Annotated in this window: 16 protein-coding genes and 2 riboswitches; all 16 genes read left to right on the forward strand. The window is 37.0% G+C overall.

Annotated elements, in window-relative coordinates:
* The first annotated feature begins 19 nt into the window (after positions 1-19).
* Positions 20-1,579, forward strand: coding sequence for a fatty acid--CoA ligase family protein (locus U9M49_RS00610; RefSeq protein WP_095369896.1), 1,560 nt, complete (start codon positions 20-22; stop codon positions 1,577-1,579).
* Positions 1,580-1,640: 61 nt separating this feature from the next.
* A riboswitch (SAM riboswitch) is annotated at positions 1,641-1,752 on the forward strand.
* Between the two features lie 158 nt (positions 1,753-1,910).
* Positions 1,911-3,308: an LLM class flavin-dependent oxidoreductase gene (locus tag U9M49_RS00615; protein ID WP_095369895.1), complete on the forward strand. Its 1,398-nt coding sequence runs from the start codon at positions 1,911-1,913 to the stop codon at positions 3,306-3,308.
* A gap of 17 nt (positions 3,309-3,325) precedes the next feature.
* Positions 3,326-4,141 carry a MetQ/NlpA family ABC transporter substrate-binding protein gene (locus U9M49_RS00620; protein WP_095369894.1) on the forward strand — a complete coding sequence of 272 codons (816 nt, stop codon included), beginning with the start codon at positions 3,326-3,328 and terminating at the stop codon, positions 4,139-4,141.
* An 83-nt stretch (positions 4,142-4,224) separates the two neighbouring features.
* Positions 4,225-4,327, forward strand: a riboswitch (SAM riboswitch).
* Between the two features lie 257 nt (positions 4,328-4,584).
* Complete coding sequence (locus U9M49_RS00625; RefSeq protein WP_322909138.1) at positions 4,585-5,373, forward strand: alpha/beta hydrolase; 789 nt, start codon at positions 4,585-4,587, stop codon at positions 5,371-5,373.
* Positions 5,366-5,515 (forward strand): hypothetical protein, encoded by a 150-nt coding sequence (locus U9M49_RS00630; RefSeq protein WP_157733748.1) that lies wholly within the window; start codon positions 5,366-5,368, stop codon positions 5,513-5,515. Before U9M49_RS00625 ends, U9M49_RS00630 begins: the two co-directional genes overlap by 8 nt.
* Before the next feature lie 20 nt (positions 5,516-5,535).
* A complete protein-coding gene (locus U9M49_RS00635; protein ID WP_095369892.1) occupies positions 5,536-5,703 on the forward strand; it encodes a YezD family protein in 168 nt (55 codons plus the stop codon).
* A gap of 32 nt (positions 5,704-5,735) precedes the next feature.
* Positions 5,736-6,056 (forward strand): hypothetical protein, encoded by a 321-nt coding sequence (locus tag U9M49_RS00640; RefSeq protein ID WP_095369891.1) that lies wholly within the window; start codon positions 5,736-5,738, stop codon positions 6,054-6,056.
* A gap of 13 nt (positions 6,057-6,069) precedes the next feature.
* A complete protein-coding gene (locus U9M49_RS00645; RefSeq protein WP_307318715.1) occupies positions 6,070-7,446 on the forward strand; it encodes an LLM class flavin-dependent oxidoreductase in 1,377 nt (458 codons plus the stop codon).
* 13 nt (positions 7,447-7,459) lie between these two features.
* Positions 7,460-8,008, forward strand: a complete 549-nt coding sequence (ssuE, locus tag U9M49_RS00650) for an NADPH-dependent FMN reductase (protein ID WP_322909139.1) — start codon at positions 7,460-7,462, stop codon at positions 8,006-8,008.
* Positions 8,009-8,214: 206 nt separating this feature from the next.
* Positions 8,215-9,018 (forward strand): alpha/beta hydrolase, encoded by an 804-nt coding sequence (locus U9M49_RS00655; RefSeq protein ID WP_322909140.1) that lies wholly within the window; start codon positions 8,215-8,217, stop codon positions 9,016-9,018.
* A 152-nt stretch (positions 9,019-9,170) separates the two neighbouring features.
* Positions 9,171-9,947, forward strand: a complete 777-nt coding sequence (locus U9M49_RS00660) for an enoyl-CoA hydratase-related protein (protein ID WP_307318708.1) — start codon at positions 9,171-9,173, stop codon at positions 9,945-9,947.
* A 677-nt stretch (positions 9,948-10,624) separates the two neighbouring features.
* Positions 10,625-11,251 (forward strand): NEAT domain-containing protein, encoded by a 627-nt coding sequence (locus tag U9M49_RS00665; RefSeq protein ID WP_157733747.1) that lies wholly within the window; start codon positions 10,625-10,627, stop codon positions 11,249-11,251.
* A gap of 2 nt (positions 11,252-11,253) precedes the next feature.
* Complete coding sequence (locus U9M49_RS00670; RefSeq protein ID WP_322909141.1) at positions 11,254-12,987, forward strand: NEAT domain-containing protein; 1,734 nt, start codon at positions 11,254-11,256, stop codon at positions 12,985-12,987.
* Between the two features lie 60 nt (positions 12,988-13,047).
* Positions 13,048-13,941 carry a heme ABC transporter substrate-binding protein IsdE gene (isdE, locus tag U9M49_RS00675; RefSeq protein WP_307318700.1) on the forward strand — a complete coding sequence of 298 codons (894 nt, stop codon included), beginning with the start codon at positions 13,048-13,050 and terminating at the stop codon, positions 13,939-13,941.
* Positions 13,942-13,954: 13 nt separating this feature from the next.
* Entirely contained in the window at positions 13,955-14,938 is a 984-nt protein-coding gene (locus U9M49_RS00680) for a FecCD family ABC transporter permease (protein WP_095369883.1), read from the forward strand.
* Positions 14,928-15,698 (forward strand): ABC transporter ATP-binding protein, encoded by a 771-nt coding sequence (locus U9M49_RS00685; RefSeq protein WP_307318695.1) that lies wholly within the window; start codon positions 14,928-14,930, stop codon positions 15,696-15,698. The genes U9M49_RS00680 and U9M49_RS00685 overlap by 11 nt, the downstream gene beginning before the upstream one ends.

Below are 15,698 nucleotides of genomic sequence, written 5' to 3' on the forward strand. Positions count from 1 at the left end.
TCAGAAAAGAGGGAGAAACTTGAATTTAACAAGTCAGCTTCACAAGATTGCCTTAGAAAATGGGGAAAAAAATGCGTATTATTTTATGGATCAAGCATGTACATACGCAAAGCTCGATGAACAAGTAACAAGGTTTGCATCAGGACTTTCGTCATTAGGTATTAAAGAAGGTGATCATATTGCCTTGCTACTTGGTAATTCGCCGCATTTTGTTATTAGTTTATATGGTGCGTTAAAGCTAGGAGCAAAGGTCATACCGATAAACCCTATCTATACGCCTGAAGAAATTGGCTATATTTTAAGAGATGGTGATGTAAAAGCGGTGATTATGCTTGAGCAATTATTACCATTAGCAGAAAAAATGCATCATTTATTAACAGATATTAAGCATTATATTGTCTGCGAAACCGGTCAAACAAGTGGACTTCCAGCTCTGGGAGATAAGTCGGTATTTCCTAAATTGAAATCGTTTTCAGAGCTTGTTTCCAATGGAGATGTAACATTTGTTGATGCAGATGTTACACCCGATGATGTCGCGATTATACTCTATACATCAGGAACAACAGGCAAACCTAAAGGAGCCATGTTAACTCATCGTAACCTGTATAGTAATGCGAGTGATGTCGCGGACTATTTGCAGATTAATGAACGTGATACGGTGATTACAACCTTACCTATGTTTCACGTGTTTTGCTTAACTGTTGCTCTGAATGCACCTCTGATAAGTGGAGCAACAATCTTAATAGACCCTAAATTTAGTCCGAAAGAAATTTTCCGTTTAGCGGAAAAATACAAGCCAACTGTTTTTGCCGGCGTGCCTACAATGTATAATTTTCTTTATCAATATCCTGAAGGCAACCCTGGTGTCTTCCAATCTATGAGATTATGTATTTCTGGAGGTGCTTCACTTCCTGTTGCATTGTTAGAAAATTTTGAGAAGAAATTCAATGTGGTTATTTCTGAAGGCTATGGCTTATCAGAAGCTTCTCCGGTCACATGCTTTAACCCACTAGATCGTCCACGGAAACCGGGGTCGATTGGCACATCTATTATTCATGTTGAAAATAGAGTAGTTAATGAATTAGGAGAAGAGGTCGCTGTAGGTGAAGTAGGGGAGCTTGTTGTGAAAGGCCCTAACGTTATGAAAGGATATTACAAAATGCCTGAAGAAACATCTGCCTGTTTAAAGGAAAATTGGTTATATACAGGTGACTTAGCTAAGAGGGACGAAGAAGGATACTTCTACATTGTTGACCGTAAGAAAGATATGATAATTGTTGGTGGCTATAATGTGTATCCAAGGGAAGTAGAAGAGGTTTTTTATGACCATCCTGACATTGTAGAAGCGGCTGTTTTAGGTGTACCTGATCAGAATACAGGAGAAAAAGTTTTAGCCTATATTGTACCTAAAACTGAAAATTTAACAGAGGCACATTTATTGACTTATTGTAAAGAAAAGTTAGCCAAATACAAAATTCCTTCCTCTATAGAATTTTTAGAAGAATTGCCGAAGAATACAACAGGAAAGATACTGCGACGTGCTCTTAAGAAAAAGGTACTAGAAAATCAGGAAGCATAAGTTAAAAAACATGTTGACAAAAGATTCTAAATATTTTAGAGTAACTATATCAATTAAATAACCACTATCTAGAGAGGTGGAGGGACTGGCCCTACGAAGCCTCGGCAACAGACTTAGCATTGCAAGTACTGTGCCAATTCCAGCAAGCTAGCATTTAGCTTGAAAGATAGGAAGAGAATGAAATATTTATGAGCGTACGTTACCTCTTCCTTTTTGGAAGAGGTTTTTTTATGGCTGATTGGACCACCAAAAGCGATAAACATTCTTAGCACAATTGATAAATACATTATTATGCTTCTTTTGTAGAAGTATTAGAGGAGGTAATGGCAGTATGAGTTATAAAAAACAAATGATATTGAATGCATTTGAAATGACAAGTGCAATGCACAATTCTCATGGGCTATGGAAGCATAAAGATTCCAAACGACATCGTGCCTATAAAGATATTAATTATTGGATGGAATTAGCCAAAACACTCGAGAAGGGAAAATTCGATGCTGTCTTTTTTGCGGATGTATTAGGTGTTTATGATACGTATAAAGAAAGTAAAGAACCTTCAATTAACGATGGATTACAGTTTCCTGTTAATGATGGGGCGTTTGTCATCCCTGCTATGGCAGCAGTGACAGAGCATCTGTCATTTGCATTAACGGTGAGTACAACATATGAGCCACCTTTTGGGCAGGCAAGACGGTTTTCCACATTAGATCATTTGACAAAAGGAAGAGTGGCATGGAATATCGTTACTTCTTATCTTCCTAATGCAGCAAGAAATTTTGGTTTCAAAGATATGATCAAACACGATAAGCGTTATGAAATTGCCGATGAATATATGGATGTCGTTTATAAACTGTGGGAATCAAGCTGGGAAGATGGAGCAGTGATAGAAGATACAGAACAAGGGGTATTAATCGACCGTAAGAAAATCCATGAAATTCACCATAAAGGAGAATATTTTGATGTCGAAGGACCGCATTTAACAGAACCGTCACAACAAAGAACACCTGTTTTATATCAAGCAGGGACTTCTCCTAAAGGACGTGCTTTTGCAGCAAAACATGCAGAATGTGTATTTGTAGGTGGGCCAACACCTGAAAGAGTAAGACATTATACAGAGGATATTCGAAAACAAGCGGAAGAATATGGCAGGAATCCGGAAGATATTAAAATATTCACTTTCCTAACAGTCATCGTAGGTAAGACAACTGAAGAAGCGGAAGAGAAATTTGCTGAATACAACCAATTATGGAGTGCAGATGCAGCGAAAGCACAGTTTGGGGGCGCAAGCGGTTATAATGTTGCGGAATTTACAAAGGATGAGTTAGATAACCCATTTGAATTTAAAGCTACAGAGCATGGGCATTATAAAGCTGCTTCATTAACGAAAGATGCGAAGAAAAAACTATCGATTAAAGAAGCGATTTCAAAACTAGAAGGATTAGATAGAGACAATATAATTGTCGGCAATCCATCAGAAGTAGCAGACCAAATTCAATATCAGTTTGAAGCCTCTGGTGTCGATGGTTTTAATTTAAATCATTTAGTAACGCCAGCAGATTTGGAAGATTTTATTGAGCTTGTTATTCCGATTCTACAAGAACGTGGTTTATATAAAAAGGAATACAAAAAGGGTACGTTAAGAGAAAAGCTTTTTACTCATGGCTCGCCCCTTTTACCGAGTGGTCATCCAGGAAGTAAATATCGTAAAGGTGAAAAGATAAATAATTAAAATAAGAGGTGAAGGGTATGAGAAAAGTTTGGTTATTATTTTTTGTACTGACTTGTTGCACTGTTTTAAGTGCATGTGGGACATCAGGTTCATCCGGCGAAGAAAAGAAAGAGATGGTCTTAGGGGCGACAGTTCCTTATAGTGATATGCTTGAGCAAGGTGTAGCACCACTACTTGAGGAAAAAGGGTACAAAGTAGAAGTAAAGGAATTTAATGATTATGTTCAACCGAATATTGCTTTAGATAGTGGAGATTTGGATGGTAATTTATTTCAACATAAAGTGTACTTAGAGAATTTTAACACTGAAAAAGGGATGGATCTAGTAGATATTATTTCTGTTCCTACAGCTCCAATTGGTATTTATTCAGAAAAATTCAACTCCCTTGAAGAAGTGAAAGATGGAAGCACGATGGCCATTGCTAATGATCCTACAAACTTAGCGAGAGGATTAACAGTTGCGCGTGATGCTGGTTTAATAGAATTGAAAGATGATATAAACCCAGTCAATGCAACAGTAAATGATGTATTATCTAACCCGAAAAATTTGAAATTCCATGAAGTAGATGCAGCCCAACTGCCAAGGTCTCTTGAATCAGTTGATCTTGCTGCTGTTAATGGTAACTTTGCGGTTGCTGCAGGATTAGATTTAACAACAGCAATTTATCGGGATCAAATTCCTGAGGAAATCCAAAATAGGATTGTTGTTCGTAAAGAAGATAAAGACGCCCAAATGGCAAAGGATATCATTGAAGCCATAGAGTCGGAGGAATTTGCAAAAGTAATTGAAGAAAACTTTAAAGGTTTTCATAAGCCAGAATGGATGGGCGAATGAGTAAATCATCTTAATTTTTAAAAAATAATTGACAAATATTGATAAATATTATAGAGTAAATGATATAAAATTTAATATGATTTTTCTTATCCAGAGAGGTGGAGGGACTGGCCCTTTGAAGCCTCGGCAACAGGCAATTTATTGCACTGTGCCAATTCCAGCAAGCTGTTGCTTGAAAGATAAGGAGAGATAAAGAACGGAACTTTAACCTCTTCTTGTCAGAAGAGGTTTTTTATTTTGCATGATTTAATCACCAAGGGATGATCTCCTCTATACAAATGCTGTTTTTAAACTGATTAAACCTATTTGTTAAGTTGGAATTAAAGTTGCTGATTGGACCTCCAAAGGCAGTAGTGCAGCTAGATTTACATCAACGGGAAAAATCGGCAATGGTAGTCAACCATTGTCCACCAAAATGTTGCAATATAAAGGAGGACGAAAAAATGAAAAGAGTAGAATCAACAGTTATACCAGGTGCAGATTCTTTTTATTATGAAGGTGGGGACATTGGTATTCTCCTCATTCATGGCTTTGTTGGAACACCGCAGAGCATTGAGGACTTGGGTGCGGAACTTGCAAATAGGGGTTTTACTGTTCATGCCCCAAGGCTCACGGGACATGGAACAAAAAGCAGAGATTTAGAGTTATATGGTTATGATGATTGGTTCAATGATGTTGTTACAGCTTATAAGCAATTAAAGGAGAAGTGCAAACAAGTCTATTGTTTAGGTCAATCTATGGGCGGTGCATTAGCGCTGTTGTTAGCTAAGAAATATGGAGAGCTGGATGGACTGATCCTAATTAATACTGCACTGACATTACCAGATTACGAGTATTTAAGATATTACGATGAGAAACACTATATTGACGAAGGTAGCCCAGATATCAAAAATCCGACTATACATGAAATTACTTACGATAATATTCCGGTAAAAGCAGTTCACTCTTTACAAAAGGTAATGAGTGACGCAGGAAAAAGTTTATCTCAAATTCATTGCCCAATATTATGCTTTAAGTCTATCCATGATCATGTTGTACCTCCAGAGAATACAGATCGTATTTTTATCGAAATTCAAACAGATTATAAATGGCTTCGAGTCCTTTACAACTCATACCATGTAGCATCCATGGATTATGATCAGACCAAAATTATTCAGGATACAACAGAATTTCTAGATACGATGAATGAAGAAAAAAAGAACACCGAGTGGGGGGGGAAAGAGGTTGGCTAAGTTTTTACAAAAAGCGATAGCAAAGAGAAAACAAACCTTAATCAACCTTATGCTTACTATAGATGAAATAAAGTTCAAGCGACATGAATTAGAACAGTTAACACTTACAGAAATAGAGGAGCTTGTAAAAAGACTAAAATAAGTCCCATAAAGGAGAATTTTATGGAAAAACACATTGATCAAGATAAAATTCATACCATTCTCACAACATTAAAGGAACTCGAATATGGTTGTGTCACCATTACTGTACACGAAGGGGATATTACCCAAATTGACATTACCGAGAAGAAACGATTTGCTCTGAAAAAGAAACAACAAAATAAAAAATGATGGAATGGAGCAAATGAAAAGGAGTGAGTTACATGCAGTCAACAATTAGTAATCAAGCACCCAATGTAGCTAAAAACCTATCAGGCTGCATGTACTTGAATCTACCTGACTTTCACTTTATTAGATGGTGTTGTCAATCTTTTAATATTAATAAAGGAATCTTCCATACGGTTGAACAATCGCTTTATGACAAAGGGTTGCATTCAATAATTGTTAGGAGACTGTTCGTCATCGCGTTTTTGGATTTTGCCTCGAATCAAATTGAAAATCGAAACAATAAAACGAGAATCAAATTTGGAAAAGGTGGTTTAAGTAAAGCACTTGATGAGTTTTTTATAAAATATGATCACTAAAGGAGAATTAAAAATGACCGCGAAAAGAATGTACCTCAATGCTTTTGATATGAACTGCGCTGGGCATCAATCACCAGGACTATGGACACATAAGGATGATCAATCTTCCACTTATAAAGACATATCATATTGGACACATTTGGCTCAAGTACTTGAAAAGGGACGTTTTGATGCCATTTTCCTGGCAGATGTGCTTGGTACATATGATGTTTATCAAAATTCTAGAGAAGCAGCGGTTAAACAAGGGGTACAAGTGCCAGTTAATGATCCTGCTTTCGTTGTTCCTATAATGGCGCAAGTAACAAAACATTTAGGGTTTGGTCTAACGGTTTCAACTAGTTTTGAACATCCATATGTATTTGCAAGGAGGATGTCCACTCTCGATCATTTAACAAAAGGAAGAATAGGTTGGAATATTGTCACATCTTATTTAAATAGTGCCGCACTAAATATAGGACTAGATCAACAAATCAGCCATGATGAACGTTATGAGATAGCTGATGAATATTTAGATGTCACATATAAACTGTGGGAACAAAGCTGGGAAGACGACGCAGTGGTTTTAGACAAGGAAAAAGGGCTCTATACAGATCCAAGTAAAGTTCACGATATTAACCATGAAGGGAAATATTTTAAGGTGCCAGGTGCACATCTATGTGAACCTTCTCCGCAAAGGACACCGGTTATTTTTCAAGCGGGTGCATCTACAAGAGGGAGAAAGTTTGCTGCTAAACATGCAGAGTTGGTCTTTATAAGTGTGCCCACAAAAGAAGCCGGTAAAGTAATAGTCGATAAAATTAGGGAAGCAGTAAGAGCGGAGGGGAGAGACCCCAGTGAAGTAAAGATTCTCTCTCTCGTCACGCCTATTATCGGTGAAACAGAGGAAGATGCTAGAGTTAAGTATGAGGACTATCAAAACCATGCTAGTTATGAAGGATCATTAGCGTTATTTGGGGGGTGGAGTGGTATAGACTTCTCAGAGTATAAAGCAAATCAACCAATCGAGTACGTTAAAAATGACGCCATTCAGTCAATCGTTGAAACATTTACGAATATAGATTCTACAAAGAGTTGGACGGTCGATGACATTGCCAAATTTGTTGGTGTTGGCGGGATGGGTCAAGTGGCTGTTGGTACAGCACACTCTGTTGCTGATCAATTAGAAGGATGGAAAGAAGAGACAGGAGTTGACGGGTTTAACGTTGCATATGCCGTCACTCCAGGTACATTCGAAGAGTTCGTTGAGCATGTCATTCCAATCCTACAAGATAGGGGGCTCGTAAGAAGAGAGTATGAAGAAGGTACTTTAAGAAAGAATTTATTTGGGTATGACCATTTGCCAGAGCATCATTATGGTAAAAAATTTAGTAAGTTGACAGTTACAAAATAGGAGGCGTCTGAAGATGACAAATGTTGTAATCATATCGGGAAGCACATCAAACAATTCCCGTTTAAACGGATTAGAGCAAGAAGCGATTGCTTTTTTAAACAAAAAGGGCGTGCCATATGAGCAAATTACAGTAAGGGAGCTACCTGCTGAAGATTTAATTCATGCAAAATTTGATAGTCCAGCAATTATCGCAGCGAATGAAAAAGTAGAAAAATCAGATGCTGTAATTATATTAACACCAGTATTTAAAGCCTCTTATACAGGTGTACTAAAAGCTTATTTGGATTTATTACCTCAAAAAGGCTTCGTTGATAAATCTGTATTACCGCTTGTGATAGGGGGCTCATTCGGACATTTACTTATGATTGATTATGCATTGAAACCAGTTATATCCAGTTTAGGAGCAGAAACAGTCCTTCAGGGTGTATATGTTTTAGATAAAGAGATTGAAAGAACAGAAGATCATCGTTTTATTGTCGAAAATCATGTAAAGGAAAGATTAGATAAAGAATTAAATCGTCTGCATTCTTTATTGTCTATAAAGGAGTTACAACTAAAATAACTGAAAATATATTTTTTGCCGAACAACTCCTGTTTGTTCGGCTCCTTTAATTGTTTGAAAAAACTTTGAGATACAATATTTTTATAAAATTTAGAGTTGTATAATAAATAAGAGAAGATAAATTTTAGCTATTGTTTTGCCACTACTTTTATAGATGAGGCATAGATTATATTATTATTGAATTTTTTAAAATGGGGGTTGATGATGTGACAATAATGAAATTAAGTGACGGTACAAGTATTTATTTTGAAGATGTAGGTAATGGTGAACCAGTCATTTTTATTCATGGTGTATGGATGAGTGGTCGATTCTTTGAAAAGCAGATAGAATACTTTAAGACTGATTATCGTGTGTTAATACCAGATTTACGAGGACATGGTCAATCAGAAAAAGTCCATCATGGCCATACCATTGCACAGTATGCCGAAGATATTAGACAATTTATCACAAATTTAAAACTAGAGAATGTGACCCTTGTTGGCTGGTCGATGGGGGCATTTGTCATATGGGAGTACTTAAAGTTATTTGGTGATAAACATATTAAATCGACAGTAATCGTAGATGAACTTGCCTCCGATTTTAAATGGCCTGATTTCTCAATAGGCGCCTTTGATATGGAGACTTTAACTAGTTTTATGAGAGAAGTGCAAAGAGACCAAAAAGCCTTTTTAAAAGGCTTCATTCCACTAATGTTTAAAAAAGAATTAAGTCCAAGCGAGCTAGATTGGATGCTTGAAGAAACGACAAGATTACCTGCTTCCGTTGCAAGTGCCATTCTGTTTGATCAATCAGTCGTTGATTATCGTAGCTCTCTACCCGATTACGACATTCCCACACTTCTATGCTTTGGTAAGGAAGAAAAGTTGATACCAGTAGCGGCAGGCAAGCATCTTTTAAATGCTTTACCGAATGCAAAGCTGCATATATTTGAGGAAAGTTGTCATTGCCCTTTTCTAGAGGAAACTGATGTTTTTAACAAAATCGTAGATAACTATATTAAAGGTTTATAAAGAAGGTAACTAGCTTTTCTTCATAGGGAAGGCTAGTTTTTCCTATGTAATTTTTTAAGGTGAATGGCTTTGTTTTATATTTGAAAGGGTTTTCATGATTTAGTGGCGAATATTGTTATGAATATTTTTTAAAAAAGAAAAGGAGCTAGAGTATGGAACAAATTCAATTAGATATCAACGATTATATTGCTACAATAAAATTAAATCGTCCTGATGCGTTAAACGCATTTAATTATGAAACGTTAATTGAGTTACAACAGCAAGTAGAAAATGTTCGAGCAAACCCAGAGGTGAGAGTAGTTATTTTAACTGGGACTGGCAATCGTGCATTTAGTGTTGGTGCAGACCTAAAAGAAAGAAGAAATCTTACCGATGAGGAAGTAAGGCGAAACCTATATAAAATGGGGGACGTTTTTAATATGATTGCAGAGTTGCCTCAGCCGACGATTGCAGCTATTAATGGTTTTGCGTTTGGTGGCGGTTTAGAGCTTGCTCTATGTTGTGATTTTAGATTTGCGGCGGATGTAGCTAAGGTAGGCTTAACTGAAACAGGTCTAGCTATTATTCCTGGAGCAGGAGGGACGCAGAGGCTTCCTCGCTTAATTGGTGAAACAAAAGCGATGGAATTAATACTAACAGCGAAGAGGTTATCAGCCATAGAAGCACAGCAATACGGTATCGTAAATGAGGTATGTAATGAAGATATATTGTTAGATACAGTCATACAATTTGCGAGTAAAATGCTTAATAATGGCCCAATCGCACTTAAACAAGCAAAGTTTGCTGTTAAACAAGGAATGAATACTGACTTACATACAGGATTACATATTGAAAGAAAAGCTTATGAAGTGTTACTACCAACAAAAGACAGAGTGGAAGCATTACAAGCCTTCGCAGAGAAAAGAAAGCCGAATTTCCAAGGAAACTAACTGTTTAAAAAACCCTTTAACCACTATTTGTTCATTAGTTGTTAAAGGTTTTTTTGTGGAGATAATAACAGCTGTAAAAAAACTAAATATATTTACTTCAGTACCAGAAGGAGAACCTAGCATACACCATATAAAACAATACCTTCATTTTGTTGTAAAGCGCGCAAAAGGAATTTTGTCGCATCACTCACGGAAATGAGAGCTGGGCAAAATCATGCGTAACGCTTTAGACCCGGAATAGGAAAATAAATCTAAGAAAATAGGAAGAAGTATATGGGAAAGTCACAAATAAGATACTTGCTATCTATAAAAGGTGAGTATGTTTTAGCTTAGTAATCAAGTAGATAGTAATGTGCTTCTTGACAAAGTAGGGTAGTATTCATTCGACCAAATATAGACCAATATTTGGTGTTGAACGAAAGAAGTGAAAAAAATGTTAAATATTTGCGAAAAAACAATTGACTATGATAATCATTATCAACTACAATTACGTTGTAACGGTCATCATCCTAATTACCTAGTCCATAAAGGGGAAGGAGGCATATTATTTTTTTTGTATAATGTTGAGAATGATAATCATTTAAATTCCTATGGCTTATTGTATAAGGGTGAAGATAAGTTTTTTTATTTCAATATAATTGAGAATGATAATCAATTATATAGAGGAGGGTATATTTTTGTTAGTCAAAAAGTTTTCGGCTCTACTTTTATCAGTAATTGTATTCTTAGTCATTACTCCAGCCCTACATACGTCAGCTGCACTAACTGATGGTACATATTCTGTGTCGTACTCAGTTATTAAACCAGATAGTGGCTCAGCATCCATGGCAGATGGGTATTTTGCTAAGCCAGCAAAAGTAAAAGTAGAAGGTGGCAAAATAACGGTCCAATTAACAACAACGAGCAGCATGATTAAAGATTTCCAAGTTGAATCAAAAAATGTATCTGTGCTATCAACTAGCGGTGAAAATGAAACAGTTCAGTTTACAGTAAATAGTATTTCTCAACCTGTAAATGCAAAAATTCATGTCGTTGCAGATGCCTCTTATGATCACTGGTATTCTATTAGACTGTCTTTTGATGAAGCGAATGCAAAGTTAATTGAGGCGGCAACGAATAATCAAGAAACAGCACCTGCTTCATCTGGTGGTGAAGAAGATAATAATACCAGCGGACAGAATCAAGAACAAGAAGTTGTAGCTAATCCAGAGACTGGAGACAATGTTCAACTTTATGTTCTACTAGCTATCGGTGCAGCTTTATTTATTTTATTCACTTATCAAAAACAAATGAAAAGGGGTTAAATATGAAACGCTTATTAAGAGTAACAGTTGCACTATTTGTCCTTGCCTTAGCTGTTTTACAAAATGCCTCACCAATAAAAGTAAATGCTGCGCAAGATTTAGCAAATGGGAAGTATACCATTAATTATCAAATTTTATATAATGGTCAGCCTAATGCAAGCTGGAATAGCTTTTTTGAAAATCCTGCATCATTAATAGCAAAAGATGGAGCATTAAGCATCACGATAAAAATTAATGGTGCCAACCAAGTAATGCAAAAGATACAAACAGAGTCCAATGGTACCTATCAAGATGCCCAAGTTGTAAGTGAAGACCAGGCTTCAAGAGTATATCAATTTCCTATTGATGGACTGAATCAATCAACAAATGTGAAATTATTCATGTCTTACGGAACCCATACCATTCAACTTTCTTTTGATGAAAATTCAATTACTACTGTTGAATTAGATCAACCTGAAGAACCAAATCCAGAAGAGCCAAGCACGGAAGAGCCGGGAACTGAGGAGCCAGGCACAGAAGGACCGGGAACTGAAGAGCCAGGCACAGAAGAGCCGGGAACTGAGGAGCCAGGCACAGAAGGACCGGGAACTGAAGAGCCAGGCACAGAAGAGCCGGGAGCTGAGGAGCCAGGCACAGAAGAACCAGAAAATGAAGAGTTAGCAGATGGTCAATATACAATCAAATATCAAGTGTTATATGATGGGCAACCAGCACCTGCAAATTGGGCAGGATTTTTCCAAAGCCCAGCGACGTTAACGATTGCAAAGGGTGTTCCTTATATTTCTTTCAACTTAGGGGCAAGTCATGTAATTACTAATCTTCAATCAGAATTAAATGATGTTTTTGAAGATGTAGAAGTAGTAAGTGAGAACGCTGCAGAACAAACAAAACTAGTTAAATTCCAAATAGCAGATGTGAACCAATTGACTAATTTACGTATGGTTATGTCTTATGGTAGTACTCATGATGTAGCACTTGAGTATGATGTAGACAGCATCCAACCAATTGGAAATGATCCAGGAACTGAAGAACCTGGAGGAGAGAATCCGGGAACTGAAGAACCAGGCACAGAAGAACCAGGTGATAATGAGCCAGCACCAAATGATGATGTGTTAGCAGATGGTGAGTATCCATTACCATTATCTATTCTTGGTGTAGATTCTGATACGGAATCTGCATTTGCGAAATATTTTGCGGATGAAGCTTTATTAACTGTAAATGACGGTGAGTATTCCCTGCAATTTACACAAGTGACGGGGCTTGATACGTTAGGAACAATTGAATTTGATATTGCTGGTGAAAAGGTAGCTTTAGAAGAAATAAGTAGAGACGAAGAAGCTGAAGAACGTGTATTATCAGTTGATATTGAAGCAATCCAAGAAACATATGTAGCTGCTATTGAAGCCATTGGTGCACCACATCTTTATCCTGTTCGATTTGTGTTAGATGTATCGAGCTTGGATGTTGAAATTGACGATGATGGTAATGGTCAAACACCCCCTCCAATCACTCCTGGGGAAGATAAGGGTAGCGGAAGTGGAAATAACAATGATAGTCATTTGCCATTTGACCGTAATGATAATCAAGAACAACCAAAAGATAATCAAAAAAATGTAACCAATGTAAAAACAGGTGATTCATTAAATTATCTTCAAGTAGGCATTTATGCAGCATTACTTCTTTTGTCTGGATTCTATTTATTTAGAAAATACAGATTAAAAGGAATGGGTATGTAAGGAATTTAGTAATAAACTGCTGTTCGCATTTTGAACAGCAGTCCCATTTGGAGGTTTCTTATGAAAAGAATTCAACTAACATTTTGCATCATGCTATTATTTTTCATTGCTGGGTGTGCAGGCGGACAGACTGCAGGTGAAGAGAAGGAAGCGAAAGATGAAGGTCAAACAGAAGAGGAAAAAGTAAGAATTGTTGCAACAACTACTGCTATAGCAGAAGTGATGAACGAACTGGAGCTGGATTTAGTCGGAATACCTACCACTTCATTTCCACTACCTGAACGATATCAAGATGTTGTCGAGGTTGGAAATCCTATGAAGCCTGATATGGAGGTCATTAAAACATTAAATGCTGATAAGGTTTTATCAGTGACTACATTAGAATATGACTTGAAGGACTCGTTTGTAAATGCAGGAATTGAAACAGAATTTCTCAACTTTCAAAGTGTAGAAAGTATGATCACAACAATCAAGGAATTAGGAGGTACATATCATCGTGAAGCTCAAGCAGAAGCTCTATCTCAAAACGTTGAAAGTAAAATTGAAGAGGTACAAGAAAAAACCGCACAATATCAATCTCCAAAAGTACTAATCTTACTCGGGATTCCTGGAAGCTACTTAGTGGCAACAGAAAACTCTTATGTAGGTAATTTAGTGAAGGTTGCTGGTGGTGAGAACGCAATTACTGGCTTTAACGAAGAATATATATCAGCAAATACAGAGTATTTACATGAAGCAGATGCTGATGTCATTTTGCGATTATCACATGGGATGCCCGATGAAGTAGTTGAAATGTTTAATAGTGAGTTCAAAGACAATAATATTTGGCAACATTTTAATGCAGTTAAAAATAATCGCGTATACGATCTGAGGGAACCTTTATTTGCCACAACCGCTAATTTGAATGTAACAAACGCACTTGATGAACTTGTAGACATACTATACGTAGATTAAAAGGAAGAAGCTTATGAATAAAAAAAATTTCTATTTTGTAATCGTGACCATTCTTTTGCTAGTAGTGACGGGCTTTTCTGTTTTAAGTGGAAGTGTATCTGTCACGATCAAAGAATTAATAATGGACCTGTTTTATGGAGGAAATGAGGAAGTAGCTGTCATTCGCGATTTACGCTATCCCCGCATTATCGTTGCAATGTTTGCTGGTGCCGCCCTATCAGTAGCGGGTGTTCTGTTTCAATCAGTGATGAGGAATCCATTAGCTGATGCAGGGGTCATTGGGATTTCTGCCGGGGCGAGCTTCTTTTCTTTGTTTGGTATGTTGTTTCTTCCGGGCTTATATATAAGTGGGCCGTTATTTGCTTTCATTGGGGGAAGTATCGCTTGTTTTCTCGTTTATTCTATGAGCTGGAAATCAGGATTAAGTCCTTTACGTATTATCTTAACGGGTATTGCTGTTAGCGCAATGTTTACAGGATTAAGAGAAGCACTCTTAATGATCTGCAGTTATTTCAATATCGCCCTCGGTCCATCTAATAGCTCTACGTTAACAATGAAAACATGGGCAGAGGTTGAAATCATTGTCATGTACGGCATTCTTGGTCTCGTGCTAGCATTCTTAGTCAGTCCATGGTGTAATCTATTGGCATTGCAAGATAAAAAGGCTAAGAATTTAGGTATGAATGTCAATGTCTCAAGAATAATGATATCAGCCATCGCTGTACTTTTAGCTGCAGTTGCAACGTCTGTTGCCGGAGTCATTGTATTTGTTGGCTTACTCGTTCCTCATATTGCTAGGCAATTAATCGGTACGGATCATAAACGATTAATCCCATTTTCTGCTATTGCAGGTGCATTATTAATTTTGACGGCTGATACACTAGGTCGTACGCTAATCGCTCCACTAGAGATACCAGCTTCGACGATTATGGCTGTCATCGGTGGGCCGTTCTTAATATTTCTATTAAGAAAGAGTGATAAAGTTTATGGAATTTAAATCCATCCAATTTTCATACGATAAGGAAAAACAAATATTAAAAGACAATACTGGGGTTTTTCCAGCAGGGAAAATCTCTACCATTATAGGGCCTAACGGGTCCGGTAAATCAACGCTATTATCATTATTAGCAAGAGATGAAAAGTTGACAGCTGGATCGATAATGATCGATGGCAAACAAATACACCACTTTAAAGCAAAGGAGTTCGCAAAGTTAGTAGGAACAGTCTACCAGCAAAATGAAGCGCCGATAGATTTAACAGTAGAGAAGCTCATTGCTTTTGGTAGATTACCATATAAGCGAGCCTTTCAAAAGTTGTCCTTAGAGGATGAGGAAGTCATCGATTGGGCAATTTCATTAACCAAGCTTGAAGACAAACGAGAGCGGCAGTTGAATCAATTATCTGGCGGAGAACGGCAAAGAGTTTGGATAGCGATGGCGTTAGCGCAGAAAACAAAAATGCTTTTCCTTGATGAGCCAACAACGTATTTGGATATGTATTATCAGTTGGAATTATTAGAGCTGATTCAATTACTTAACCGAGAATACGGTTTAACGATTGTGATGGTTCTTCATGATATTAATCAGGCAGTACGCTATTCTGATCAGCTTATTGTCATGTGTGATGGTGAAATTGTTGCATCTGGTCTGCCCCAAGAAATCGTCAACGAATCCTTAATTAAAGATATATATGGCGTAGATGTTTGTGTAGAGCATAATATTCGTACGGGACTGTATTTAGTTCCTTTAGGAACATGA

Origin of the sequence: Cytobacillus sp. OWB-43 (assembly GCF_034651445.1) — a bacterium.
Classification (GTDB): Bacteria; Bacillota; Bacilli; order Bacillales; family Cytobacillaceae; genus Cytobacillus; species Cytobacillus kochii.

Coding starts and splice junctions, on each gene's coding strand:
- U9M49_RS00615 (WP_095369895.1), top strand. CDS start 1,911: ATGAGTTATAAAAAACAAATGATATTGAATGCATTTGAAATGACAAGT.
- U9M49_RS00620 (WP_095369894.1), top strand. CDS start 3,326: ATGAGAAAAGTTTGGTTATTATTTTTTGTACTGACTTGTTGCACTGTT.
- U9M49_RS00625 (WP_322909138.1), top strand. CDS start 4,585: ATGAAAAGAGTAGAATCAACAGTTATACCAGGTGCAGATTCTTTTTAT.
- U9M49_RS00635 (WP_095369892.1), top strand. CDS start 5,536: ATGGAAAAACACATTGATCAAGATAAAATTCATACCATTCTCACAACA.
- U9M49_RS00640 (WP_095369891.1), top strand. CDS start 5,736: ATGCAGTCAACAATTAGTAATCAAGCACCCAATGTAGCTAAAAACCTA.
- U9M49_RS00645 (WP_307318715.1), top strand. CDS start 6,070: ATGACCGCGAAAAGAATGTACCTCAATGCTTTTGATATGAACTGCGCT.
- ssuE (WP_322909139.1), top strand. CDS start 7,460: ATGACAAATGTTGTAATCATATCGGGAAGCACATCAAACAATTCCCGT.
- U9M49_RS00660 (WP_307318708.1), top strand. CDS start 9,171: ATGGAACAAATTCAATTAGATATCAACGATTATATTGCTACAATAAAA.
- U9M49_RS00670 (WP_322909141.1), top strand. CDS start 11,254: ATGAAACGCTTATTAAGAGTAACAGTTGCACTATTTGTCCTTGCCTTA.
- isdE (WP_307318700.1), top strand. CDS start 13,048: ATGAAAAGAATTCAACTAACATTTTGCATCATGCTATTATTTTTCATT.
- U9M49_RS00680 (WP_095369883.1), top strand. CDS start 13,955: ATGAATAAAAAAAATTTCTATTTTGTAATCGTGACCATTCTTTTGCTA.
- U9M49_RS00685 (WP_307318695.1), top strand. CDS start 14,928: ATGGAATTTAAATCCATCCAATTTTCATACGATAAGGAAAAACAAATA.